The sequence below is a fragment of the Streptomyces sp. NPDC053493 genome (genome assembly GCF_044544825.1).
GTDB lineage: Bacteria > Actinomycetota > Actinomycetes > Streptomycetales > Streptomycetaceae > Streptomyces.
Genome location: NZ_JBITXS010000005.1, coordinates 293,762 through 315,620, shown reverse-complemented (window position 1 = coordinate 315,620; position 21,859 = coordinate 293,762). Strand labels below are relative to the sequence as shown.

The window sequence follows — 21,859 nt, the reverse complement described above, 5'->3', positions numbered from 1 at the left end:
CGAGACACCACAGTTCCTTCCGTGGAAACGACGGAAACGACGGAAACGACGGACAGGAAGAGCCTGCTGCCGATCGGGCAGTTCGCGCAGGCCAGCGGTCTGACGATCACGGCCCTGCGGCACTACGACGCCGCCGGTGTGCTCGTCCCGGCCCATGTCGACCCGGTCAGCGGCTACCGCTGGTTCCGGCGCGACCAGGTCCGCACGGCGCAGCTGATCCGGGCCCTGCGGCAGCTCGACATCCCGGTCGAGGAAGTACGCCGCCTGGTCACGGCGGAGTCGGAGCTGGGGCCCGCGCTGCACGCTCGCCTGAGGGCCGCCGAGCGACGCCTCGAGGTCCAGCGTTCCGTCGTCCACAGCCTGTTGACCCGGCTCGGCGAAGGAGCAGATGTGAAGCATCCGATCACCATCCGCGAGGGCGAGGCCGAACGCGTCCTGGTCCGCGCCGCGACCGTGGACGGCACCGGCCTCGAAGCCTTCCTCCGTACCGCCTTCCAGGAGCTGTACGAGCTCGCGGGCGCCGGCCCGCTCGCCTTCACCGGCCCGGCCTTCGTCCGCTTCCACGGCGTGTGCGACGAGGAGAACGCGACGCAGGTGGAGGCCTGCCTGCCGTTCTGGGCCGACGGGGCCCAGCCCGGCGACGACCTTCCGGAGGGCACGTACGTGCGCGATCTCCCGGCGGGCGGCCTGGCCCGCACGGAGGTCGCGGGGGAGTCCGCCCGCTTCCCGGAGATCCTCACCGCCTACGACGCGGTCGCCGAGTGGGTCACCCGGCACGGCTTCGCCTTCGCCGGCCCGGTCCGGCTGACCTACCTCCGCTGGACGGGCACGCCGGACCACCCCGACAACCGCATGGAGATCGCCTGGCCCTTCGAGGACCCGGCCGAGGGCACCCTTCGGGACCTCCCCGGCTCTCCCTAGCCGTTCGCCGGGGTGATGTTCTGGTTGTGGTGGAAGACGTTGTCCGGGTCGTACGTGCGCTTCACCTCGGCCAGCCGGTCGTAGTGCCCGCGGTAGGTGGCCCGGACGCGTTCGGCGCCCTCGTCCGCGCCGATGAAGTTGACGTACGCGCCGCCCATCGAGTGCGGGTGCAGGGCGTCCCAGTAGCCCACCGCCCAGTCGCGGATCGCGCCCGCCTCGGACGGCTCGGGGCTGATGCCGCCGATGACGCCGGACCACACAGCGTCCCGGTAGGCCCAGGCCGTGTCCATGGGGCCCGGGGCGTGGGCCGCGCCGTCGACCGGGTAGAGGTGCATCGTCGACAGCTCGGTCGGGATGTTGTCCAGGAAGGTGCCGTGCACGTCGATGGCGTCGTCCGTGATCCGGTCGAAGAAGTCCCCGCGCCAGTACCACTGGAGTCCCTTCGGGATCAGCCCGTCGAACATCGACTGCAGGGCCGGGTACGGGACGGGCGTCGCGAAGTGGAAGGCGGGCGGCGCCGGGTCGGCGACCGGCACGAACGCCTTCGCGAGGCTCTCCTCGTCCGTCGCGCCCGTGTGGCACCACACCACGCCGCACATCTTCCGGTGGTGCAGCTCCTCCGGGAACGGCGCCTCGGGCGCCACCACCAGCGTGGCGAAGAAGCCGTTGAGGTCGTGGTCCGCCGCGGGCAGGAACTCCCGGTACCAGCGCAGGACCTCGCCGATGTGCTCGGGCTCCCACAGGGTGACGGCGAGCCCGACCGTGCTGACCGGGTGCAGCGCGAAGGTGAAGGAGGTCACCACTCCGAAATTGCCGCCGCCGCCGCGCAACGCCCAGAACAGCTCCGGGTGTTCGTCCGCCGACGCCGTCACGACCGAGCCGTCCGCGAGGACCACGTCCGCCGCGAGCAGACTGTCGATCGTCAGCCCGTAGGCGCGGGTCAGATGCCCGTGCCCGCCGCCCAGCGTCAGCCCGCCGACGCCGGTCGTCGACATGATCCCGGCCGGAGTCGCGAGCCCGAAGCCGTACGCCTCGTGGTCGAGGTCGCCGAGCTGGCTGCCGCCGCCCACCTGGGCGGTGCGGGACGCGGGATCCACCCGTACCCACCGCAGGTCCGACAGGTCCACCACCAGCGCGCCGTCGATCATGCACAGGCCGCCGCCGCTGTGGCCGCCGCCGCGCACCGCCAGGTCCATGCCGCTCTCCCGGGCGTAGCCGAGCGCCGCCCGTACGTCCGTCGTGTCCGCGCACCGCGCGATCGCGGCGGGCCTCCGGTCGATCATCGCGTTGTAGATCGACCGCGCCTCGTCGTAGTCCGCGTCCTCGGGGCCGATCACCCGGCCTCGTAGCGCCTCGCGCAGGGTCTCCACCGCCGTGCCGCCCATGACCATCCTCCAGGGCACCCCTGACTGACTGACGGCCGCGCTACCTCTTCAGTCTGCGCCCGCCGCCCGTGCTCCGCGAGCGTACGTCGGCGTGGCAGTCCGCCTCCCGGGCCCCGGCCTCGGCATCCTTGCGGCCATGAGCGACGGTGGCGGTGTCGGCGGTGTCGGCGGTGTGGGTGGCGGTGGCGGTGGTGCCGGCGGTGAGGCGAGAGCGGCGGCGGTGCAGGCCTCGGCCCGTGGCTGGCTGACGCTCCAGCTGGCGGCGCTGGGTTTCGTCGGGCTGTGCGGCGCGCTGAAGGCCGGCGGGTCCGGCGGCTCCTCGGCTCCCGAGGCGGTCGAGGTGGCGGCGGGCGTGCTCGTCCTGCTCGCCCTCCTCCTGGCCTGCCTCGCCGTCTACCTCGTCGGCCGCACCGCCTGGCCGCACTCCGGCGGCCCGGACGGCGGCCTCGACGACCCGGCGCGTGCCGCCCGCCGGCTGCGCACCGGCCTCGTGCTGACCTTCGCCACGGTCCTCCTGACGGCCCTCGCCGCCACGAGCGCCTGGTGGCCCGCCGACGAGGCGTCCTCCGCCGGGACGACGGGGGCACGGCCGCGGCGGCGGCGGTCGAGGTGACCACGGCCTCGGGCACGTGGTGCGGCGAACTCGTCCGTGGCAGCGGCGCCCTGGCCCTGACGGTCGACGGCCGCACGGTCGAGATCCCGGTCACGGACGTGCTGTCGGTGGCCCCGGTCGCCCGCTGCGGGAGCTCATGACGGCCTTCGTGGACCGCCAGGACATCACGGCCAGGAGCGACCGCGCCGAGAGCAGCGACCCGACGCTGAAGAAGGACCCGACCGACCCGATCGAGAACGCGGACCCGACCGACCCGATGGACATGAAGGACCCGACGGACCCGATCGACAGGAACGAGTCCTTCGACCAGAGGGAGAGGCGGGAGGTGCGACTGCCGCGGCTGCTGTTGCGCATGATCCGATCGTACGCGCCAACTGGCCGCCGCGGCCGTTGTGTTGGGCCCGCGGTGCGCATCTCCCCGCGTACGGGCCGCGTCCGGACGCGTACGGCTGAGGCCCGCCGGGCGCGGGTGCGCCGGGCGGGCCTCGGGTGCGGGTGCGCGCACGGGCGTGCGCGGCGCCGGGACTACTTCAGCGCGGAGAGCGCGGCCTCGTAGTTCGGCTCCTCGGCGATCTCGTTGACGAGCTCCGTGTGGAGGACCTTGTCGTTCTCGTCGAGGACGACGACGGCGCGGGCGGTCAGGCCGGCCAGCGGGCCGTCGGCGATCGCCACGCCGTAGTCGGTGTGGAAGTCACGGCCGCGCAGGGTGGAGAGGTTCTGGACGTTCTCCAGGCCCTCCGCGCCGCAGAAGCGGGCCTGGGCGAAGGGCAGGTCGGCCGAGATGCAGAGCACCACGGTGTTCTCCAGGTCGGCGGCCTTGGCGTTGAAGGCGCGCACCGAGGAGGCGCAGGTGGGGGTGTCGACGCTCGGGAAGATGTTGAGGACCTTGCGCTTGCCCGCGAAGTCCTTGAGCGTCTTGTCCGCGAGGCCCTCGCCGACCAGGGTGAACTCGGGAGCCTGGCTGCCCGTGGCGGGCAGGGTGCCGTCGACCGTTACGGGGTTGCCCTTGAGCGCGACCTGCGCCATGAGGAATCTCCTTCGCGTGATGGTGCTGTGTCCGCTGGGGTCAGCGGTCAACGGCCTCGATCGTATTCCGTACGGGACGGTGGTACGGCTCCGGTCCGTACCGGGCCCGCACCGGTCAGGGGCAGCTGAGCCGGGTGTCGCCGCTGTCCGTGGTGCACGTGTCGGTGCCGAAGCCGCCGTTCGCGGTGTCGTTGCCGGCCACGCCGTCGACGGTGTTGAGGCTGTCGTCGCCGTAGTTGCCGAAGACCGAGTCGTTGCCGGGCCCGCCGATGAGCGTGTCGTTCTGGTAGCCGCCGTCGATCCGGTCGTCGCCGGGTCCGGCGTGGACGGTGTCGTTGCCGTTGCCCGCGTTGACGACGTCGTGGCCGCTGAGGGCGCAGATCACGTCGGCGTTGGAGGTGCCGGTGAGCGTGTCGTTGCCGCTGGTGCCGATGAGCGTGCAGCCGCGGTTGTTGTTGACGGCGGTGGTGCGGGTCGCGGTGTTGTTGCCGGTCACCGGGTCGGTCTCGGCGGCGGTGACGGTCGCGGTGTCGGAGAGGGTGCCGGTGCGCGAGGGCTCCGCGGTGATCGTCACGGTCGCGGTGGCGCCGGCGGTACCGGCGGTGGTGAGCGTGCCGATCGCGCAGGTCACCCGGCCGGCGCTGACGGCGCAGCTGCCGCGGTTGGTGGACGCGGACAGGACGGTGGCGGCCGGGCCGGTGAAGGTGTCGGTCAGTTGGACGCTCGTCGCGGCGGTCGTGGTGCTGTTGTTCCTGACCACCACGGTGTACGTGCCGGTGTCGCCGATGCTGAGCGCCGTGGGGCCGCCCTTGGCCACCGACACGTCGGCGGAGGGCGGAGGCGGCGGCAGGCTCCCGCCGCCGCCGAGGTAGCGGGCGAGGCCGCGGTCGGAGTTGTCGCTCGACGCGGTGCCGGCGAGGCCGCCGGCGACGATCTTGCCGTCGGCCTGGAGCAGCACCTGGGCGGCCTGGTCGTCGGGCCCGCCGAAGTCGGTGGTGACGCGCCCGTCGCCGCCGCCGAAGTCCGGGTCGAGGCTGCCGTTGGTGTTGTAGCGGGCGAGGGCGAAGTCGCCGGCGTAGTGTCCGGCCGCGACGAGCCGGCCGTCGGCCTGGAGGGCCAGGTCCATGGCGCCGGCTTCCGCCGGCGGGCCGAAGGAGGTGGTCACGCGCCCGTCGCCGTCGAAGGTCGGGTCGAGGGCGCCGGTGGTGGTGAAGCGGACGAGGCCGAAGGCGTTGCCGTCGGTGCCGGCGATGACGATCCGGCCGTCCGCCTGCAGCACCACGCCCACGGGGCCGGTGCCGAAGCCGGTGGTGACGCGTCCGTCGCCGTCGAAGCCGGTGTCCGGGTCGCCGGAGGCGGTGTAGCGGACGACGGTGAAGCTGCCGGGGCTGTATCCGGCGGCGACGATCTTGCCGTCGGACTGGAGGGCGAGGTCGGTGACGGCGTTGCAGCAGCCGGCCCCGAAGTCGGTCGTCACGATGCCGTCGCCGCCGCCGAACGTCGTGTCCAGGATGCCGGCGGAGTCGAGGCGCGCCAGCGACCAGTTGCCGATGCTCTCGCCGCCGAGGACGATCTTGCCGTCGGGCTGCACCGCCACCGCCAGGGCGGTCTCGATGGCGTCGACGTCGATGTCCACGACCGCCTTGCCGGTGCCGTCCGCGCCGAAGGAGGTGTCGAGGTCGCCGTTGGGCAGGTAGCGGGCCGCGGCCCAGGTGCCGGTGCCTCCCCAGTTGGTGGAGCCGCCGACCACGACGATCTTGCCGTCGGGCTGCAGGGCCAGGCCCCGGGCCTCGTCGTTGGTCTGCTCGAAGTCGGTGGTGACGATGCCGTCGCCGCCGAAGGTCGGGTCCAGGCTTCCGTCGGTGTTGTAGCGCACCAGCGTGAAGTCGCCGGAGGTCTCGAGCGTGAAGCCGTAGCCGGCCGTCACGATCTTGCCGTCGGGCTGTACGGCCATGCCCGAGACGCTGGAGAAGCCGCCCACGTCCGTGACGACCTTGCCGTCGCCGTCGAAGGTGGTGTCCAGGTCGCCGGGCGCGGCCGTCGCGACCGCGGGCAGGCCCAGGACGAGCGCCAGGCTCGCGAAGCCTGTCGCGCTCGCGCGCGCGAGACGGCGCCATGGGGATTGCAGGGGCATGGGTGACCACTCCGTCCGTCGGATCCTGGGCGACAGCTTTGGGGTCGGCGCCGGGCGACCGGCCGACGGCGGGCCCGTACTGCGCCTACTGGACGGCGACGCTCCACTCCCAGGAGTGAGTCAGGCGCGAGGACCGGGCAACCCGTCCGGCGCCGGCGCCATCTTGCTCCGCGGGGGTGGGACGTCATGAAGGTCACGAAGGCCGGGCGGAACACGAAGGCCGGGCGGAATGCGAAGGCCGTGAAGGTACGCGGGACGGTGACGGCCGTCGCGCTGGGCCTGGCGGTGCTCCTGGGAGCGGTCGCCTGCCAGGGCCTCGGCGCCGGGGACGGGTCCGCGGGCGTCGCGGGCTGCGGCACGAGCAGGCGCGCTGGCGGCTGGTCCGTACGACGGCGGACGCGACCGGCGGGCAGGACGGGCAGGACGGGCAGGGCCGGGAGGTCGGCCCGGCGGCCGTGCTCAGCGCCACCAACACCGGCACCCGCCCGTGCGTCCTCGACGGCTACCCGCAGCTCGACATCCACGTCGGCAAGGCGCAGGGCGCGAGCTCGAAGCCAAAGGGCACCGCCGCCGCGCCGCCCCGCCACGTCCTCGACCCGGGCCGTACGGCCGCGTACCCGGTCTTCTACGACCCGTACGAGTCCTCGCCCGGCACCTGCTTCATGCCGGCCGACTCCCACGCCTCCGTCTACGTGTCGCCGCCGCATCCCGTGCCGCCCGACTACGGCACCCCCTCCGAGCTCACCGACGCCAAGGGCCGCCCTCTGGACCCCCAAGTCTGCGGCGACAGCATCGAGATGGGCCCGCCGCTGGTGGGCTAGGCTCCGGATCATGGGGGAGGACTGGATCGCGGAGTGCCGGCGGCTGGAGCGGGGTCACCGTTTCGACCCGCTCGGCCGGCAGGCCTGGCAGACGTACGCGGATCCGGCGCCGCCGCCGCTGTCGCTGGACGAAGTCCGCGAGGCCGAAGCGCAGTTGGGCATCACCTTTCCCGACGAGTACCGCGACCACCTGCTGCGGGCCGGCGCCGGCGGCCGGATCAACCGGCTCCGGCGGGGCGAGCAGGGCTGGGGCTGGGCCTGCGACCGGGACACCAACTACGACCTGCTCGCCGAGCCGTTCCCGCACCCCGACGCGTACGCCGCGTACGAGGAGGAGCTGGACGAGCGGGAGCCGCCGCGCGAGGACGCGGCGGCCTGGGAGGCGTGGGACGCCGAGTACGGAGTGCTCCAGGAACGGAAGACGGCCGGCGTCGTCTTCCTCCAGGAGGGCGGCTGCGGCTTCTCGACGCTCCTGGTCGTCACCGGCCCGCACCGCGGTGAGATGTGGTTCGACGGCCGCGCCACCTGCGACCGGATCCTGCCGCTGCAGCTCCACGGCCGGCCGGTGGGCTTCGCGGAGTGGATCGCCCACGGCGCGAACCTCGTTCCCTGGTGACGTGGGTCACAGGGTGGGTGTGCGTGTCACAGCCGGGAGAGCTACCTCGTCTCAGGGGGCATGACGAACACGGAACAGAACACGCGGCAGAACATGGACCGGAACACCGACCGGAACACCGGCCGGAACACCGACCGGAACACCGACCGGAACACGGCGCTGGTCACCGGCGCCAACAAGGGCCTCGGGCTCGAGACGGCGCGGCGGCTCGGCGCGCTGGGCTGGACGGTCTTCCTCGGCTCGCGTGACGAGGGCCGCGGCCGCGCGGCCGCCGACAAGCTGGCCGCCGACGGCGTGGACGTGGTCATGGTCCCGCTGGACGTGACCTCCGACGCCTCGGTCGCGGACGCCGTCCGGCTCGTGCGGCAGCACACCGGCCACCTGGACGTCCTGGTCAACAACGCGGGCGCGCCCGGCCACGCGGTCCCGCCGGCGGAGGCGACCGCCGACGAGATCCATTCCGTCTACGACACGAACGTGTACGGGCCGGTCAGGGTGACGCAGGCGTTCCTGCCGCTGCTGCGCGCGGCGGAGAACCCGCGCGTGGTGATGGTGTCCAGCGGCGGCGGCGCCTTCTCGGTCGTGACCGATCCCGAGCAGCCCGTCTCGAAGATGCACGAGCTCGCCTACAGCTCGTCGAAGGCCGCGCTGAACATGATCACCGTCCGCTACGCCCAGGCGCTCCCGGACATCAAGTTCAACGTCGCCACGCCCGGCGAGGTCGCCAACCGCACCTTCGCCGCCACCGACATGAACCACCACACCGGCACGCTGACGGTCACCGAGGGCACGGACTCGATCCTGCGGCTCGCGCTGCTCGACGCCGACGGGCCGACCGGCACCTTCGAGGACCGCCTCGGCCCGATCGCCTGGTGACCTCGTGAAAGGAGCCGACATGGGACGGACGGAACGGACCGAAGAGACGGGACGGACGGAGCGGTTCGAGGAACTGCGGCCGCTGCTGTTCTCGATCGCGTACCGGATCCTCGGCAGCGTGACCGAGGCCGAGGACGCGGTCCAGGAGACCTGGCTGCGCTGGGAGACCTCCGCGGTGGAGCCCGACTCGGACAAGGCGTACCTGGCCTCCGTGGTGACGCGGATCTCGATCGACGTCCTGAAGTCCGCCCGGGTCCGCCGGGAGGCCTATGTCGGCCCGTGGTTCCCGGAACCGCTGCTGAACGACCCGTACGAGGATCCGGAGCGATCGGCGGAGCTGGCCGACTCGCTGTCGATGGCCGCCCTGCTCCTCCTGGAGCGGCTGAGCCCGCTGGAGCGCGCGGTGTTCGTGCTGCGCGAGGTGTTCGCCTTCGGCTTTCCCGAGATCGCCACGGCGGTGGGGCGTTCGGAGGCGGCGTGCCGCCAGCTCGCGGTGCGCGCCCGCCGCCACATGGACGCGGGCCGGCCGCGCTTCGAGGCGGACCGGCAGGAGCGCGACGAACTCGCGGAGCGGTTCTTCGCCGCGCTCCGGGCCGGTGACGTCGACGGGCTGCGCGAACTCCTCGCCGCGGACGTGGCGCTGACCGCCGACAGCGGCGGCAAGACGCCGCAGCTGGCCCGCGCGCTGATGGGTGTCGACAACGTGTCCCGGCTGTTCGCCTCGTACTTCCCGCGGCTCGCCCGGATCGACGTCAGCTGGGAGCCGGGCGAGGTGAACGGCCAGCCGGGCGCGGTCTTCCGTGACCGGGACGGCAGGATCCTCACCGCCATGGTGCTCGACGTCCTCGACGGGCGGATCCAGACCATCCGCTCGGTGACCAATCCCGACAAGCTCGCCCACCTCGGTCCGGTCGCGGACGCCTGGGCGGTCACCCGCGAGGCCAACCAGGCCCGCCGGCCGTCGAGCGATCCGAGCCACTGACCTGGTGGGCTTCGGCCAAATCGCCCGGACGCGCCTCAGGGTTACTGGAATGTGACGCTCCGTTTATGTCTGAATGCGGAGCGTCACCCCCCACTCCCGAAAGGGCGCACCCATGTCTTCGGCCACGCGTCAGACGACGACCACTCCCCGGGCACGGCGGCTCGCCGCCGCCACCCTCGCGCTCGGCAGCTGCCTGGCCCTCGCCGTCCCGGTGGGAGGCGCCGCCGCGGCGCCCACCGACCCGGTGCCGACCGTCTTCTTCGGCGACTCCTACACCGCCAACTTCGGCATCGCTCCCGTGAACAACATGGACAGCGAGAGGGGCTGGTGTTTCCAGGCCACGGAGAACTATCCCGCCGTCGCCGCCCGGCGCCTCAAGGACAGGAACATCACGCTCGACGTCCAGTCGGACGTGTCCTGCGGAGCCGCGCTCGTCCACCACTTCTGGGAGAGCCAGCAGCTTCCCTTCGGCGCCGGAACGCTCCCGCCGCAGCAGGAGGCGCTCAAGGACGACACCCAGCTGGTCGTGGGCAGCATGGGCGGCAACACACTGGGCTTCACCAGCATCATCAAGCAGTGCTCCACCAAGCTCCGCGAGCCCTCCTTGATGCCCGGAGAGCCGGTGGACCCTGACAAGCCGGCGGGCGAGTGTCAGGACTTCTTCACGTCGGGAGACGGCAAGGAGTGGCTGGACTACCAGTTCGAGCGTGTCGAAGGAGAACTGGAGAACATGCTCCTGCGCATGAGCTACTTCTCCCCGGACGCCGACCGCGTCCTGGTCGGCTATCCCAGGCTCGTGCCCCAGGACACCACCAAGTGCCTGACGGCGGCACCCGGCCAGACGGAACTGCCCTTCGCCGACATCTCCCAGGACGCGCTGCCGATCCTGGACCAGGTGCAGAAGCGGCTGAACGACACCATGAAGAAGGTCGCCGCGGATGACGGCGCCGACTACGTGGACCTCTACGGCCGGACCGGCACCAACACGGCGTGTGACGGCGCCGACCGGGGTATCGGCGGCCTGCTGGAGGAGTCCAAGCTCGAACTCCTCGGCCAGAAGATCCCGTGGTACGCCCACCCCAACGAGAAGGGCCGCGACCTCCAGGCCCAGCACGTGGCCGCCAAGATCGAGGAAGTCCTCAACCGCTGACGGCTCCCGCAGGAACGAAGCCCCAGGATCCGCCGACGGCCTGGGGCTTCGCCTACGCGCCGCCCAGCAGCGGAGCCGCGCGGCGGACGAAGTCCTCCACCGCCCGCGGCTCACGGCCGGTCAGCTCCCGCACGGTGTCGTTGGCCGTCGCGTTCACGCCCTCGCGCAGCGCCCCGAACGTGGCCACGATCTGCGTCGCCAGCCACGACGACAGGCCCGCCTGCCGCAGCCCCGCCACGGCCGCCTCGTCCGGCACGGGCACGTACTCGACCGCGCGGCCCAACACCGCCGACAGCTGCCGGGCGACGTCGGCGTAGGTGATCGCCTCCGGGCCGGTCAGGACGTACGTCCGCCCGTCGTGCCCGGCCGTCGTCAGAACGGAGGCGGCGGCCGCGCCGACGTCCCGGGGATCGACCATCGCGATCCGCGCGTCGCCGGCCGGCAGGAAGAAGCGGCCGGCCTCCTTGACGGTCGCGGCCGACCCGAGCAGATTCGACATCAGATGACTGGCGCGCAGCACCACACCCGGGACCGTGGAATCCCGCAGATGCTCCTCGATGCGCCCGTGCTGGTCGAAGAACACCGTCGGTGAACCGGCCTCGGCCCCGATCGTGGACAGGAAGACCACCTGCCGGACCCCGGCCTCGGCTGCCGCGTCGACGGCGTTCTTCCCGAAGTCGACCTGCCGGGGATCGTTCGGGCATACGAGGAACAGCCGCTCGACACCGTCGAGCGCCCGCCGCACCGACGCCGGGTCCGCCAGGTCTCCCTGCGCCACGTCGACCTCCGCGCCGAGCACGGCGGCCGCCCGCTCCGGATCCCGTACGAACGCCCGCACGGCCGCGCCACGGTCGCGCAGCTCCGCGACGACCTGCGAACCGACATTTCCCGTGGCTCCTGCCACCAGCACCGTCGCCATCCGCTCAACGTAGCCGGACGGCCGCCCCGGACCGCTGACCGGCGCCGTCTGCGACGAGGGTTCAGCCGTTCGCCTTGACCGCCGCGACGAACGGCGCCCACGCGGCGGCCGTGACGACGACCACGGGCCCGTCGGGCCGCTTGGAGTCCCGGACGGGCACGAGCCCGGCCACGTCGTCCGCGACCTCGACGCAGTCGCCGCCGTCACCGTTGCTGTAACTGCTCTTGCGCCAGTGGGCGTACCCTTCGGCCACTTCGACGCAGTTGCCACCGTCGCCGTTGCTGTAGCTGCTCTTGCGCCAGACGGCGGCGGTCAGATCAAGGGCGTTGCTGGCCATGTCGGTAGTCCTCAGCCGCTTCTTCGAGCAGGGCGAGGGACGCCTCCGGCGGCAAGGCGGCGGCCCTGAGCTGATCGTAAGCCTTGCGGTACTGCTTCACGAGGCTTGGATCGTCGACGGTTTGACCGTGATACGGCCCCTCCGTGTACATGAGCGGAGGGGCGTCCGCGAACTCCATGAACAGCAGCGGCAACTGCATGAAGGGTCGCGTCGGGCCGTCCCACGGCAGGATCTGCACGGCGACGCGACGCCGCCGTACGAGGGCGGCGATGTGGTCGAGCTGCTCGGCCATTTCCACGGCCGGAATCGTGGAGTTGCGCACCAGCGATTCGTGCAGGATCACCCAGTACTCCGGCTTCTTCGGGTTCTCGAAGAGCTCCGCCCGCTTCAGCCGGGCCTCGATCTTCGCCAGGACCTCCTCGGCGGTGTCTCTCGGGTGAGTGGAGTGGATGACGGCCTTCGCGTACGCGGCGGTCTGGAGCAGGCCCGGGATGAGGACGTTGCACCACTCCTCGATCGTCAGCGCGCGCTTCTCCGCTTCCGCGATCGCCGCGAAGTACGCCGCATGCGCGCCCTGTTTCGCCTTGCGGACGTCCTCGCACCTGCGCTGGAAGAAGCCGTCCGTCCCGAGCACCCGGTCGACGTGCTGCGCGAGGTCCAGCGGCATGCGCCGCTTGCCGTGCTCGATCTCGCTCAGATAGGTGGGGCCGTAGAAACTGCCTCCCACCAGTCTCTCCAGCGTCAGGCCCGCCTCCTCCCTCTTGAAGCGGAGTTCCTTCCCGTAGAACTGCGGGACGCTCGCCGACCCGTCGATCTCCTTGCGCGCAGCCACCGTTGACCGCCTTTCGCACCTTGCTTCGTGGAGCGGGAAACGCTTCCACCGTAGGGCGAGGCGCGGCAGCGTGTGAGGGGTTCGTCACGGCACGCAACGAAAGGTGGTCCCGACATGGCCGAGGACATCCGCGCCGACGTCACCGCACTGCGCACCGCTCTCGCAGCTCACGGCATCACGCTGCCGTCGCTCGGGGTGGATCCGGTCACCCTGGCCGGGTCCTCCGGAAGACCGCCGCTCGTCGCGCTCGGCCACTGCAACGTGGCGACCGCACGCCAGTTGGCCGAGGTGCTGCGGAAGGCGGCGGGCGGGTGACGTTGCCGATCGCCGTGGAGCTGCTGGCGTGGCCGAAGGCGGTGGCGGAGGTGCGGCGGATGGTGGAGGGCGACGATGTGCGGCTCTGTGTCAGCGAGTTGCTGACGAACGTCATCCGGCACGTCGGCGAGGGCACGCCGGTCACCGTGCGGGTCGCGGTGGCGCAGGCGGGCCGGCTGCGGGTGGCGGTGACGGACCCGGATCCGCGGGTCTGGCCGGTGTTGCGGGAGGCCCCCGCCGGGGCCGAGTCGGGGCGGGGGCTCGCGCTGGTGGAGGCGGTGGCGGCCCGGTGGGGCGTGGAGCAGGGGCCGTACGGCAAGACGGTGTGGTGCGAGCTGCGGCGCTAGGGCCGGCCGGAGTGGTCGATGACGTTGCCGTTGGAGCAGTTGTTGACGTGGTCGCCGACCCAGTCGCCCGCGACGGGTACGACGGCCACCTCGGCGAGGCAGACGGCGGCGGCGGTGAAGTTCCAGTTGTTGGCGGCGTTGACGCCGCCGCCGAAGTTGCTGTCGTTGTCGGCGAAGGCGGGCGTGGCGGTGGCGGAGAGGGCCGCGGCCAGCAGGGCGGTGGTGGAGATGATCTTTCGCATGTCCTGAGAACGTGCCGTCCGCCGCCCGGTCACGGAACGCATGGCCGGAAACCGCTCTTGGAGCAAAAGATAGTGCGGCTATCCTTTCGGTGCTCGGCGCCCGCACTCGCGCTCGTGCTCGCCGGATGCTCCACTGCGGAGGGGCGGAGCATCGGGCGGAGCGCGAGTGCCGAGGTGCCGTCCCGGCCGGTCCGTCCCGTCCCGTCCCGGCCTGCTCGGGTCAGTCGATGTGGACGATCTGGAAGGCCTCCGCCATCCGTCCCGCGGGCAGTCCGGCCGCCGTCGCGTGCTCGCTCAGCCACCTCCGCAGCAGGCCCGCCAGGTCGTCGAAGTGCGCGGTCTGGGAGGTGTGGATGCGCAGGGCCTCGACCTTGCGGTCGAAGACCGGGGTGACGTCCACGTACTGGTTCGGCGTCGGCCCGGTCATCAGCCACAGCTCGTGGACGATCCACGGCTCCAGGCCCTCGTCCTTCAGCAGTTCGGGATAGGCGAAGGGGTTGCGGGCCTCGGGATAGACCGCGCGCAGGCAGGCGTCGCCGACGGCCCGGTGGTCGGGGTGGAGGTCGGCGACGCGGGCCCAGTTGATCTCGGGTGACGGGATGATGCAGCGCTGCGGGCGGACCTCCCGTATGACCCGGCACAGGTCGCGGCGCAGCTCGACGCTCGGTTCCACGAAGCCGTCGGGATAGCCGAGGAAGCGGACGTCGGCGACGCCGCTGAGCTTCGCGGAGTGGACCTGCTCGGCGCGGCGCAGGTCCGCCATGGCCTGGCGGGGGAGCATCGGGTCGTAACCGCCGGCGCCGCCGTCCGTGACGATGCAGTACGTGACGCGGGTGCCGCGCTCGATCCACTGCATGACGGTGCCACTCACGCAGAACTCGATGTCGTCCGGGTGGGCGGCCACCACCAGCAGGGAGTCCGGAGCGCTGCGGACGGTCGGGTCGATCGCGAAGTCCTCCATGGGGCCAGCCTCTTGGCGCGGCGCGGGCGTCGCAAGGCCGGGCGGTGGCGTGAACCCGACATGGCACTTACGCGCCACCCAAAAAGTTGGTAGATTCAAATCATTGGCTGCCACATGTGAAGAGGTGGCGGGTATCGAGATCCGGAGGCGACCGGCATGTGCAGGATCCTCGGCTCCTTCGCCGCGGGCGCGGACCGTCCCGACCCGGCCGAACTCGCGGCGGTCTCGGCCCGCCAGCGGCACGGCGGACCCGACGAGCACCAGGTGCTCAGCGGACCGGGTTGGTCGCTCGGCTGCGACCGGCTCGCCGTCACCGACCCGTGCGGCGGCCGGCAGCCCTACCGGCTGCCGCACCTGCCCGCCGTCCTCGCCGTCCTCAACGGCGAGATCTACAACCACGCCGAGCTGCGCCGCCGCCTCGCCGCCCGCGGCCACCGCTTCCCCGACCGCTGCGACGGCACCCTGCTGCCCGCGCTCTACGCCGAGTACGGGCCGGCCTTCGCCGAACACCTCGACGGCATGTTCGCCGTCGCCGTCCTCGACCTGCGGCCCGGCACCGGCCGACTCGTCCTCGCCGTCGACGACATGGGCATGAAGCCGATCCACCTGCACCACGACCCGCGCGACGGCTCCACCCGTTTCGCCTCCGAGATCCCGGCGCTGCTCGCCTTCGACGGCGTACGGATCGCGCCGCGCGAGGACTCGCTCGACACCGTCCTCGCCACCCGCACCTCCTACTCCGCGCACACCGCGCTCGCCGGGATCGACGTGCTGCCGCCCGGCGCCACCGCGGTCGTACGGGCCGGGCGCACGCCCGTCGTACGGCGCCGGACGCCGCACCGGGCGCGGCCCGTCGGCGACACGCAGGACGTGCTGCGGCACGAGGTGCGGCGGCTCGCCACCGCCGACGCGCCGGTCTGCGCGATCACCAGCGGCGGGCTGGACTCCGGGCTCGTCACCGCGCTCGCCGCCGAGCACGCCCGCGAGACCGACGCGCCGCCGCTGCACACCTTCCACCTCACCTACCGCGGCACATGGCCCGACTCGGAGGCCGCCCACGCCCGTTCCGTCGCGCGCCGGGCCCGGACCGTGCACCACGAGGTCACCGTCGACCCGGACGAGATCCCGTCCCTCCTGACGAGGACCGTGCGGCACCTCGGGCAGCCCAACGCCGACCCGATCGCCCTCTCCACGTACGCGCTCTTCCGCGCCGTCCGCGAGAACGGCTTCACCGTCGCCCTCACCGGCGACGGCGCGGACGAACTCTTCGGCGGATACGACCGGATGCGGGCCGCGCTCGGCGCGCCGGACGGCGCCGACTGGGCCGGCGCCTACGCCGACGCGCTGTCGGCGGCGCCGCGGCTGCTGCGCGAGCACCTGTACACCTCCTCGTACGCGGCGTTCGTCGCCGACCAGGGCTCGGCCGCCGACCGGATCGCCCAGGAACTGCGCTCGGCGGAGGCGGCCGGGACCGACCGGGCCACCGCGATGAGCGCCTTCGAGACGCGCTGGCGGCTGCCCGCCTACCACCTGCGGCGCGTGGACCACCTGTCGATGGCGTGGGCCGTCGAGGCCCGGATGCCCTTCTGCCAGCCGTCCGTCGTCACCCACGCGCGGTCACTGCCCGCGCGGGCGCGGCACGGCAAGCGCGCGCTGTACGAGGCGGGCGCGGAACTGCTGCCGGGCGCCGTCCTGAACCGGCCCAAGCAGCCCTTCACGCTGCCGGTCGCGGCGATGCTGGCGCCCGGCGGGCCGCTCCTCGACACGGTCCGCGAACTGCTGTCGCCGGCCCGGCTCGTGCTCGGCGGCAAGCTCAGGGCGGACCGGGTGAACAAGCTGCTGGCGCGGCACCTGGAGCGGCCGAACGGGCGGATCGCGCTGGCGTTGTGGGGGGTGGCGGTGCATGAGCTGTGGACGGACGTGGTCCAGGGCATGCGCATCCCCGCCGGCTGCGCCGCCTGACCTCCCACGGCGCCCCTCACCGCCACCGCGCCCGCAGGCGACGCCGGGCGCGCAGGCGACGCCGGGCGCGCAGGCGGAGCACGCGCGGGGCGCCCAGGCGACGGCGCGGGAACAGGACGCGCCGCGCCCGCAGGCCATGCCGCGGGTGGAGGTGGCGGTCGTGCGGGCGGAGGACGCGCCGGGGCCCACGCTCGTCGTGCGCGGCGAGCAGCTCGCGCTGGGTGCGCCGGCCGAGCTGGCCGCGCTGCGCGGGGCGCTGCGCGCGACGCCGTACGCCGGCATCAACAAGATCGCCCTGTACGGGCCTTCGCGCCGCACCGGCGCCGACCTCGACTACCGGTTCGTGCAGGCGCTGCCCGCCGGCCGCTTCGACTTCCGCACCGGCTGCGGCCACTCGCTGCTGGCCTGCGTCGTCGCGGCCGCCGGCCCCGCCCGGCCCGTCACCGTCCGCGCCCTCACCACCGGCGACACCGTCCGCTGCGTGCCCCGCCCCGGCGCGTACGACCTCGACTTCCTTCGGCCGCCCGACGCGCCCGGCACCCTGCCCACCGGCCGCCCGGCGGACCTCGTCGACGGCGTGCCGGTGTCCCTCGTGCGCTACGGCAACCCGTACGTGCTCGTCGACGCCCGGCACGTACGCGTACCGGAGCACCGGCTCCGGCCACGGCTGCTGGAGATCCGCGCGCACGCCGGGCGCCTCCTCGGCCACCCGCCCCACTCGCCGCTCCCCAAGATCGCCGTCTTCCGGCCCACGCCCGACGGCCTGTCCGTCCGCGCGCTCACCGTCGGCGGCTGGCACCCGCGCCTCGCCCTCACCGGCGCCGCCGCGCTCGCCGCCGCCGGGGCGATCGACGGGACCGTCGTGCCGGGCCCGGTCACCCGCATCCTCACGCCCGGCGGCCCCGTCACCGTGTCCGTCGCCGCCGGCCGCGTCCGCGTCCACCACAAGCGCGCCCACGTCCTGGACCGGCTCCACCTGCCCTGGCGTATCCACGCAACGGCGTGAACGCGCACCCGCGCGGCCGGGCGGCCGGCCGGGCTCCTCTGCCACGCTGAAGGGCGACCGGCAACCGGTATCCGCGCCGCATTCGCGCCGCATCCGTGGGGAGAGCAGACGCACATGAAATTCGAGAATCTGCGTGTCGTCGTGACCGGCGCGTCCCGCTACTTCGGCCGCGCGCTCGCCGTCGGATTCGCCCATCTCGGCGCCGAGGTGTACGTCTCCGCCCGCACCGTCGAGGCCGCCGAACGCACCCGCACCGAGGTCATGGGCTCCGCCCGCGACCGCATCCACGCCTTCGGCTGCGACCTCAGCCGGCCCGCCGAGATCCGCGAGTTCGCGGCCCGCGTGGGCGAGCGCACCGACCGGGTCGACCTGCTCGTGAACAACGGCGCCCGCTGGCTCGACGGCATGGACCTGGAGGCGGCCAGCGACGACCAGATCGTCGAGACGATCGAGTCGACGGCCGGCGGCACCGTCCTGATGGTGAAGCACTTCCTGCCGCTGCTGCGCGCCTCCCTGCGCCCCGACATCGTCAACATGGTGGCCGTGCGCGACGCCGAGGGCGCCTCCGCCGCCACCGCGTCCGCCGCGCACGAGGCGTTCTGGACGGCGAAGAGCGCGCAGGCCGGCTTCGCCGACATCCTGTCCCGGCGGCTGCGGCCCTCCGGCGTGCGGGTGTTCTCGCTCTACCCGCCGGACTTCTCCACCTCCGATCCGCGGTTCGCGGAATGGGACGGCTCGAACCCGGACGGGATAGCGCCCGACGAGAAGCTGACCACCCAGGCGCTGTTCGAGTGCATCGTCTACGCCGTCGAGCAGCCCCGTGACTGCTTCATCCGCTCCTTCCACTTCGAACCCCGCTGATTCGAACCCGCTGATTCGAACCTCGCTGACGCTCAGGAGGTCTCATGAGCACCCCCGTCTGGATCACCGCGACTCCGCCGGCCACCCACGGCGAACTCCACATCGGCCACCTCGCAGGACCGTACGTGGCGGCCGACGTCCTCAGCCGCTTCCTGCGCGCCGAGGGCGAACCCGTCCGCTTCACCACCGGAACCGCCGACCACGCCAGCTCCGTCGAGGTCCGGGCGCTGCGGCACCACCGCAAGCCGGAGGAGGTCGCCGAGGGCTACCGCGCCGCGATCACCGCCGACTGGCTGCGCTCGGGAGTCGAGTTCGACCACATCGTCAGGCCGCGCGAGGACCGCGGCTACGGGCGCTGGGTGCGGGACCTCTTCAGCCGCCTGTACGCGCAGGGCGTCATCGCCCCGCGCACCCGCCTCCTGCCGTACTGCGAGCCGTGCGAGCGCTGGCTGTACGGCGCGCACGTCACCGGCGGCTGCCCGCACTGCGGCGCGGCGAGCGACGGCGGCATGTGCCACGAGTGCGCCCGGCCCAACGACGGCGGCGACCTGCTCTCGCCGCGCTGCTCGCTGTGCGACACGCCCGCGCTCGCCAGGCGCTGCCGGCGACTCTACGTGCCTCTGGAGCCGTTCCGCGACCAACTCTCCGACTACTGGGCGCTCGTCGACCTGCCGCCGCGGCTGGCCGCGCTGTGCGAGTCGCTGGTGGAGGACGGACTGCCGGACATCGCCGTCGGGCACCCGGCCGAGTGGGGCCTCGCCGTGCCCGTCGAGGGCTTCCCGGAGCACCGCATCGACGCCTGCTTCGAGGCCGCGGCGATGCACCTGTTCGGCTACGACACCAACGGCCCGCTGCCCGCCCGCGCCATCCACTTCTGCGGCTTCGGGCACGCCTTCTGCCACGCCGTGCTGCTGCCGGTGCTGCTGCTCGCGCAGGACGTCAAGCTGCCGCAGGAGTTCAACGTCAACGAGTCGTACGTGGTCGAGGAGGGCGTCCGCGAAGGCAACGTGTGGGCGCTCGACCTGCTCACCGAGTACGGCTCCGACAGCCTGCGCCGCCATGTCCTCCAGGCCCGGCCCACCGGCCGCCGCACCGTCTTCCACCGCGACCGGCTCGCCGCCGCCCGCCTGGAGCTCGACGAGAACTGGAACGCCTGGCTCGGGCGGCTCTTCGCGGCCGTCCGGGAGGAGTGCGACGGGCTCGCCCCGCAGGCGCTGCCCGGCGGCACCGGCTGGCCGGTCCTGGAACGCCGGCTGCACCGGGGCGTGGACGACCTGCGCGAGGCGTACGGCCCCGACGCCTTCGACCCGCGCCGGGCGGTGGCCGTGCTCGACGAGATGGTCCGCTCGGTCGCCGACTTCGGCTACGTCAACGCCCACGAACGCTGCCGGCCCAGCACCTCCTGCCGCCACCTTCCCGCGCTGGCCGCGCAGTTGGCGGTCGCCTCGGCGCTCTCGGCGTGGGCGCGGCCGGTGATGCCGGAGGGCGCGGACCGGCTGGCGGCCGCGCTCCAGGTGGAGCCGGGCCGGGCGGTCGACTGGTCGGCCCTGATCGCACCGCTGCCGGGGACGCGGCTGGCCCCGCCCTCGGGGCCGGTGTTCGGCTTCTGAGCCGCTGAGCAGTCCCGTACGGCGTCCGTCCCGTACGTCCTCCGTCCCGTACTTCTGTATGTCGTCCGTCCCGCATTTCGTCCGTCCCTCGGCCGCGTGACCGTGCGCGCGACGCGCGGGAACACGTGGCCCTCCACTCCTCAGGAGCCCCACGTGTCCCTGCGCGTCGCCATGCTCAGCGTCCACACCTCCCCGCTCCACCAGCCCGGAACCGGGGACGCCGGCGGGATGAACGTCTACATGGTCGAGCTGTCCCGCGCCCTCGCCGAGCAGGGCGTCGAGGTCGACCTCTTCACCCGCTGCCGTGGTGAGGGCCTGCCCCGACTCGTCGACCTGGAGCCCGGTGTCCGGGTCCGCCACCTGCCCGCCGGGCCGCGCCGCGCCCTGCCCAAGGAGGCCATGCCGGACCTGGTGCTGCCGTTCTCGCTGGCCCTGCTGAAGGAGGAACGCGGCTACGACCTGGTCCACTCGCACTACTGGCTCTCGGGCCAGGCCGGGCGGATCGCCTCCTTCGGGTGGGGCGTACCGCTGGTGCACACCGCGCACACCCTCGCCCTGGTCAAGAACGCCCACCTCGCCGACGGCGACACACCCGAGCCCGAGCTGCGGATCCGCGGCGAGCACCAGGTGGTGGCCGAGGCCGACCGGCTGATCGCCAACACGGCCGACGAGGCGGCGGCGCTGCGCACCCTGTACGGGGCGGAGGCGGCGCGCGTCGACGTCGTGCGGCCCGGCGTGGACCTGCGGACCTTCGCGCCCGGCGACGGGCGGGCCGCGGCACGGGCGCGGCTCGGGCTGCCGGCCGACGCGTTCGTGCCGCTGTACGCGGGCCGGATCCAGCCGCTGAAGGGCCCCGACGTGCTGGTGCGGGCGGTCGCCGAGCTGCTGCGGATGGCGCCGGACCTGCGACGCCGGCTGCTCGTGCCGGTGGTGGGCGGGCACTCGGGCGCGAGCCGGGAGGGCGCGGTGGGGCGGCTGGCGGCGGAGCTGGGCGTGGCCGACGTGCTGAGGGCCGGTCCTCCCGTACCGCAGGCGCGGCTCGCGGACTGGTACCGGGCGGCGGACGTGCTGGTGGTGCCGTCGCGTTCGGAGTCGTTCGGGCTCGTGGCGCTGGAGGCGCAGGCGTGCGGGACACCGGTCCTGGCCGCGGCGGTCGGCGGGCTGCCGACGGCGGTGTGGGACGGCGTGTCCGGGCTGCTCGTACGCGGGCACGACCCGGTGGCGTACGCGCGCAGGCTGCTGTGGCTGGCCCGCAACCCGCGGGTGCGGGCGACGATGGGCGAGGCGGCGGTCCGGCATGCCGGGCAGATGAGCTGGCGGGCCTCCGCCACGCGGACGATCGACGTGTACGAGGACGCGGTGGCGCGGCGGACGGAAGTGGGGCAGGGGCGGCGGCACGCCCCTGCCCCGGCGGCCCCTCTCTCCTGGAGGAACGAGAAGGCCGTCGCACCAGTCTAGCATCTCTTTTGGTTCGACCAAAGGTTAGAGACGCTCCGGATCCCTCAATTCCATTCCGGCGGCGGCGCATTGACGCACTCACGCCATGGCGGGTCCGCGCACCGGATATCTATGGATCCGCTTCCGGCGGCCGGTCAGAATAGAGATGTCTTCAGGGAGCGCCCGGCGGCACGGGCCCCCAGAAGGCGGAATTCACATTCCAACTCCTGGAGGAATCATGTCCGTCGAGCAGAACTCCGGAATACGCAAGGCCGTCCGCCGATTCGCCGTCGCCCTGGTCGCCTGTCTGGCCGTCGCCGGCGGCGCCGCCCTCGCCACCAGCCCCGACCCGGCGCCCGCCGGGCAGCAGCGGGCCGGCGCCACCGACGACTGGCCGCACCCGGTCGGCACGCCCGCCCCGGTCGTCAACTGACGCCCGAGCGGCCCGCCTTCACGACGGAAGAGCGGATTCGGAAAGCGGACCGGAAAGGCGAGTGATTCCGGAA

The 21,859-nt window shown here is 73.0% G+C and carries 25 protein-coding genes; 17 read left to right on the top strand and 8 right to left on the bottom strand.

Features of this window, described 5'->3' with window-relative positions; all coding sequences use genetic code 11:
• Positions 1-21 precede the first annotated feature (21 nt).
• Complete coding sequence (locus ACIGO8_RS17700; RefSeq protein ID WP_399730844.1) at positions 22-921, top strand: MerR family transcriptional regulator; 900 nt, start codon at positions 22-24, stop codon at positions 919-921.
• Here the strand turns inward: ACIGO8_RS17700 and ACIGO8_RS17695 are convergent.
• Positions 918-2,306 carry an FAD-binding oxidoreductase gene (locus tag ACIGO8_RS17695; protein ID WP_399730841.1) on the bottom strand — a complete coding sequence of 463 codons (1,389 nt, stop codon included), beginning with the start codon at positions 2,304-2,306 and terminating at the stop codon, positions 918-920. The genes ACIGO8_RS17700 and ACIGO8_RS17695 overlap by 4 nt on opposite strands.
• Positions 2,307-2,442: 136 nt before the next feature.
• Here ACIGO8_RS17695 and ACIGO8_RS17690 point away from each other — a divergent pair, with 136 nt between their 5' ends.
• The 3 genes from ACIGO8_RS17690 to ACIGO8_RS17680 are packed head-to-tail and all read left to right on the top strand — an operon-like array spanning position 2,443 to position 3,475.
• The gene (locus ACIGO8_RS17690; RefSeq protein ID WP_399730838.1) at positions 2,443-2,919 is read left to right on the top strand and encodes a hypothetical protein; all 477 of its coding nucleotides are present in this window, start codon (positions 2,443-2,445) and stop codon (positions 2,917-2,919) included.
• Positions 2,916-3,059, top strand: a complete 144-nt coding sequence (locus tag ACIGO8_RS17685) for a hypothetical protein (RefSeq protein ID WP_399730835.1) — start codon at positions 2,916-2,918, stop codon at positions 3,057-3,059. The genes ACIGO8_RS17690 and ACIGO8_RS17685 overlap by 4 nt, the downstream gene beginning before the upstream one ends.
• Positions 3,056-3,475 carry a hypothetical protein gene (locus ACIGO8_RS17680; RefSeq protein WP_399730832.1) on the top strand — a complete coding sequence of 140 codons (420 nt, stop codon included), beginning with the start codon at positions 3,056-3,058 and terminating at the stop codon, positions 3,473-3,475. Before ACIGO8_RS17685 ends, ACIGO8_RS17680 begins: the two co-directional genes overlap by 4 nt.
• Here ACIGO8_RS17680 and tpx read toward each other — a convergent pair.
• Complete coding sequence (tpx, locus tag ACIGO8_RS17675) at positions 3,445-3,945, bottom strand: thiol peroxidase (RefSeq protein ID WP_399730829.1); 501 nt, start codon at positions 3,943-3,945, stop codon at positions 3,445-3,447. The genes ACIGO8_RS17680 and tpx overlap by 31 nt on opposite strands.
• 115 nt (positions 3,946-4,060) lie before the next feature.
• The gene (locus ACIGO8_RS17670; protein ID WP_399730826.1) at positions 4,061-6,079 is read right to left on the bottom strand and encodes a calcium-binding protein; all 2,019 of its coding nucleotides are present in this window, start codon (positions 6,077-6,079) and stop codon (positions 4,061-4,063) included.
• A 455-nt stretch (positions 6,080-6,534) separates the two neighbouring features.
• Between ACIGO8_RS17670 and ACIGO8_RS17665 the strand changes: the two genes are divergently transcribed.
• The 5 genes from ACIGO8_RS17665 to ACIGO8_RS17645 all read left to right on the top strand — a co-directional run bounded on the left by ACIGO8_RS17665 (position 6,535) and on the right by ACIGO8_RS17645 (position 10,524).
• Positions 6,535-6,900, top strand: a complete 366-nt coding sequence (locus tag ACIGO8_RS17665; protein ID WP_399730823.1) for a DUF4232 domain-containing protein — start codon at positions 6,535-6,537, stop codon at positions 6,898-6,900.
• A 10-nt stretch (positions 6,901-6,910) separates the two neighbouring features.
• A complete protein-coding gene (locus tag ACIGO8_RS17660; RefSeq protein WP_399730820.1) occupies positions 6,911-7,516 on the top strand; it encodes an SMI1/KNR4 family protein in 606 nt (201 codons plus the stop codon).
• Between the two features lie 93 nt (positions 7,517-7,609).
• Entirely contained in the window at positions 7,610-8,392 is a 783-nt protein-coding gene (locus tag ACIGO8_RS17655) for an SDR family oxidoreductase (protein ID WP_399731306.1), read from the top strand.
• Between the two features lie 19 nt (positions 8,393-8,411).
• Positions 8,412-9,374 (top strand): RNA polymerase sigma-70 factor, encoded by a 963-nt coding sequence (locus ACIGO8_RS17650; RefSeq protein ID WP_399730816.1) that lies wholly within the window; start codon positions 8,412-8,414, stop codon positions 9,372-9,374.
• 112 nt (positions 9,375-9,486) lie between these two features.
• On the top strand, positions 9,487-10,524 hold the full coding sequence (locus tag ACIGO8_RS17645) for an SGNH/GDSL hydrolase family protein (RefSeq protein ID WP_399730813.1): 1,038 nt from the start codon (positions 9,487-9,489) through the stop codon (positions 10,522-10,524).
• Positions 10,525-10,576: 52 nt separating this feature from the next.
• On the opposite strand, the gene ACIGO8_RS17640 is transcribed toward ACIGO8_RS17645, so the two are convergent.
• From ACIGO8_RS17640 to ACIGO8_RS17630, 3 genes are all read right to left on the bottom strand, one after another.
• On the bottom strand, positions 10,577-11,443 hold the full coding sequence (locus tag ACIGO8_RS17640; RefSeq protein ID WP_399730810.1) for an SDR family oxidoreductase: 867 nt from the start codon (positions 11,441-11,443) through the stop codon (positions 10,577-10,579).
• Between the two features lie 61 nt (positions 11,444-11,504).
• Entirely contained in the window at positions 11,505-11,780 is a 276-nt protein-coding gene (locus ACIGO8_RS17635) for a DUF397 domain-containing protein (RefSeq protein ID WP_399730808.1), read from the bottom strand.
• On the bottom strand, positions 11,761-12,612 hold the full coding sequence (locus ACIGO8_RS17630) for a helix-turn-helix domain-containing protein (RefSeq protein WP_399730805.1): 852 nt from the start codon (positions 12,610-12,612) through the stop codon (positions 11,761-11,763). Before ACIGO8_RS17630 ends, ACIGO8_RS17635 begins: the two co-directional genes overlap by 20 nt.
• A gap of 114 nt (positions 12,613-12,726) precedes the next feature.
• Between ACIGO8_RS17630 and ACIGO8_RS17625 the strand changes: the two genes are divergently transcribed.
• Positions 12,727-12,927, top strand: coding sequence for a hypothetical protein (locus ACIGO8_RS17625; protein WP_399730803.1), 201 nt, complete (start codon positions 12,727-12,729; stop codon positions 12,925-12,927).
• Positions 12,924-13,274 (top strand): ATP-binding protein, encoded by a 351-nt coding sequence (locus ACIGO8_RS17620; protein ID WP_399730800.1) that lies wholly within the window; start codon positions 12,924-12,926, stop codon positions 13,272-13,274. The genes ACIGO8_RS17625 and ACIGO8_RS17620 overlap by 4 nt, the downstream gene beginning before the upstream one ends.
• Here ACIGO8_RS17620 and ACIGO8_RS17615 read toward each other — a convergent pair.
• Positions 13,271-13,516 carry a hypothetical protein gene (locus ACIGO8_RS17615; protein ID WP_399730798.1) on the bottom strand — a complete coding sequence of 82 codons (246 nt, stop codon included), beginning with the start codon at positions 13,514-13,516 and terminating at the stop codon, positions 13,271-13,273. The genes ACIGO8_RS17620 and ACIGO8_RS17615 overlap by 4 nt on opposite strands.
• Positions 13,517-13,736: 220 nt before the next feature.
• Positions 13,737-14,477, bottom strand: coding sequence for a PIG-L deacetylase family protein (locus tag ACIGO8_RS17610; RefSeq protein ID WP_399730795.1), 741 nt, complete (start codon positions 14,475-14,477; stop codon positions 13,737-13,739).
• A 156-nt stretch (positions 14,478-14,633) separates the two neighbouring features.
• Between ACIGO8_RS17610 and asnB the strand changes: the two genes are divergently transcribed.
• The 6 genes from asnB (at position 14,634) to ACIGO8_RS17580 (ending at position 21,786) form a co-directional block, all read left to right on the top strand.
• On the top strand, positions 14,634-16,439 hold the full coding sequence (asnB, locus tag ACIGO8_RS17605) for an asparagine synthase (glutamine-hydrolyzing) (RefSeq protein WP_399730792.1): 1,806 nt from the start codon (positions 14,634-14,636) through the stop codon (positions 16,437-16,439).
• A 160-nt stretch (positions 16,440-16,599) separates the two neighbouring features.
• Complete coding sequence (locus tag ACIGO8_RS17600; RefSeq protein WP_399730789.1) at positions 16,600-17,445, top strand: hypothetical protein; 846 nt, start codon at positions 16,600-16,602, stop codon at positions 17,443-17,445.
• Between the two features lie 114 nt (positions 17,446-17,559).
• Positions 17,560-18,306, top strand: coding sequence for an SDR family oxidoreductase (locus ACIGO8_RS17595; RefSeq protein ID WP_399730786.1), 747 nt, complete (start codon positions 17,560-17,562; stop codon positions 18,304-18,306).
• Positions 18,307-18,350: 44 nt separating this feature from the next.
• Positions 18,351-19,916 (top strand): class I tRNA ligase family protein, encoded by a 1,566-nt coding sequence (locus tag ACIGO8_RS17590; RefSeq protein ID WP_399730784.1) that lies wholly within the window; start codon positions 18,351-18,353, stop codon positions 19,914-19,916.
• 171 nt (positions 19,917-20,087) lie between these two features.
• Entirely contained in the window at positions 20,088-21,374 is a 1,287-nt protein-coding gene (gene mshA / locus ACIGO8_RS17585; protein ID WP_399731304.1) for a D-inositol-3-phosphate glycosyltransferase, read from the top strand.
• A 217-nt stretch (positions 21,375-21,591) separates the two neighbouring features.
• Positions 21,592-21,786 (top strand): hypothetical protein, encoded by a 195-nt coding sequence (locus ACIGO8_RS17580; protein ID WP_399730781.1) that lies wholly within the window; start codon positions 21,592-21,594, stop codon positions 21,784-21,786.
• Positions 21,787-21,859: the final 73 nt, after the last annotated feature.

Bases quoted from the DNA above. Each gene is read 5' to 3' on its own strand.
- ACIGO8_RS17695 (WP_399730841.1), bottom strand. From the start codon at position 2,306: ATGGGCGGCACGGCGGTGGAGACCCTGCGCGAGGCGCTACGAGGCCGG.
- ACIGO8_RS17690 (WP_399730838.1), top strand. From the start codon at position 2,443: ATGAGCGACGGTGGCGGTGTCGGCGGTGTCGGCGGTGTGGGTGGCGGT.
- ACIGO8_RS17680 (WP_399730832.1), top strand. From the start codon at position 3,056: ATGACGGCCTTCGTGGACCGCCAGGACATCACGGCCAGGAGCGACCGC.
- tpx (WP_399730829.1), bottom strand. From the start codon at position 3,945: ATGGCGCAGGTCGCGCTCAAGGGCAACCCCGTAACGGTCGACGGCACC.
- ACIGO8_RS17670 (WP_399730826.1), bottom strand. From the start codon at position 6,079: ATGCCCCTGCAATCCCCATGGCGCCGTCTCGCGCGCGCGAGCGCGACA.
- ACIGO8_RS17660 (WP_399730820.1), top strand. From the start codon at position 6,911: ATGGGGGAGGACTGGATCGCGGAGTGCCGGCGGCTGGAGCGGGGTCAC.
- ACIGO8_RS17655 (WP_399731306.1), top strand. From the start codon at position 7,610: ATGGACCGGAACACCGACCGGAACACCGGCCGGAACACCGACCGGAAC.
- ACIGO8_RS17650 (WP_399730816.1), top strand. From the start codon at position 8,412: ATGGGACGGACGGAACGGACCGAAGAGACGGGACGGACGGAGCGGTTC.
- ACIGO8_RS17645 (WP_399730813.1), top strand. From the start codon at position 9,487: ATGTCTTCGGCCACGCGTCAGACGACGACCACTCCCCGGGCACGGCGG.
- ACIGO8_RS17640 (WP_399730810.1), bottom strand. From the start codon at position 11,443: ATGGCGACGGTGCTGGTGGCAGGAGCCACGGGAAATGTCGGTTCGCAG.
- ACIGO8_RS17635 (WP_399730808.1), bottom strand. From the start codon at position 11,780: ATGGCCAGCAACGCCCTTGATCTGACCGCCGCCGTCTGGCGCAAGAGC.
- ACIGO8_RS17625 (WP_399730803.1), top strand. From the start codon at position 12,727: ATGGCCGAGGACATCCGCGCCGACGTCACCGCACTGCGCACCGCTCTC.
- ACIGO8_RS17615 (WP_399730798.1), bottom strand. From the start codon at position 13,516: ATGCGAAAGATCATCTCCACCACCGCCCTGCTGGCCGCGGCCCTCTCC.
- ACIGO8_RS17610 (WP_399730795.1), bottom strand. From the start codon at position 14,477: ATGGAGGACTTCGCGATCGACCCGACCGTCCGCAGCGCTCCGGACTCC.
- asnB (WP_399730792.1), top strand. From the start codon at position 14,634: ATGTGCAGGATCCTCGGCTCCTTCGCCGCGGGCGCGGACCGTCCCGAC.
- ACIGO8_RS17595 (WP_399730786.1), top strand. From the start codon at position 17,560: ATGAAATTCGAGAATCTGCGTGTCGTCGTGACCGGCGCGTCCCGCTAC.
- ACIGO8_RS17590 (WP_399730784.1), top strand. From the start codon at position 18,351: ATGAGCACCCCCGTCTGGATCACCGCGACTCCGCCGGCCACCCACGGC.
- mshA (WP_399731304.1), top strand. From the start codon at position 20,088: ATGCTCAGCGTCCACACCTCCCCGCTCCACCAGCCCGGAACCGGGGAC.
- ACIGO8_RS17580 (WP_399730781.1), top strand. From the start codon at position 21,592: ATGTCCGTCGAGCAGAACTCCGGAATACGCAAGGCCGTCCGCCGATTC.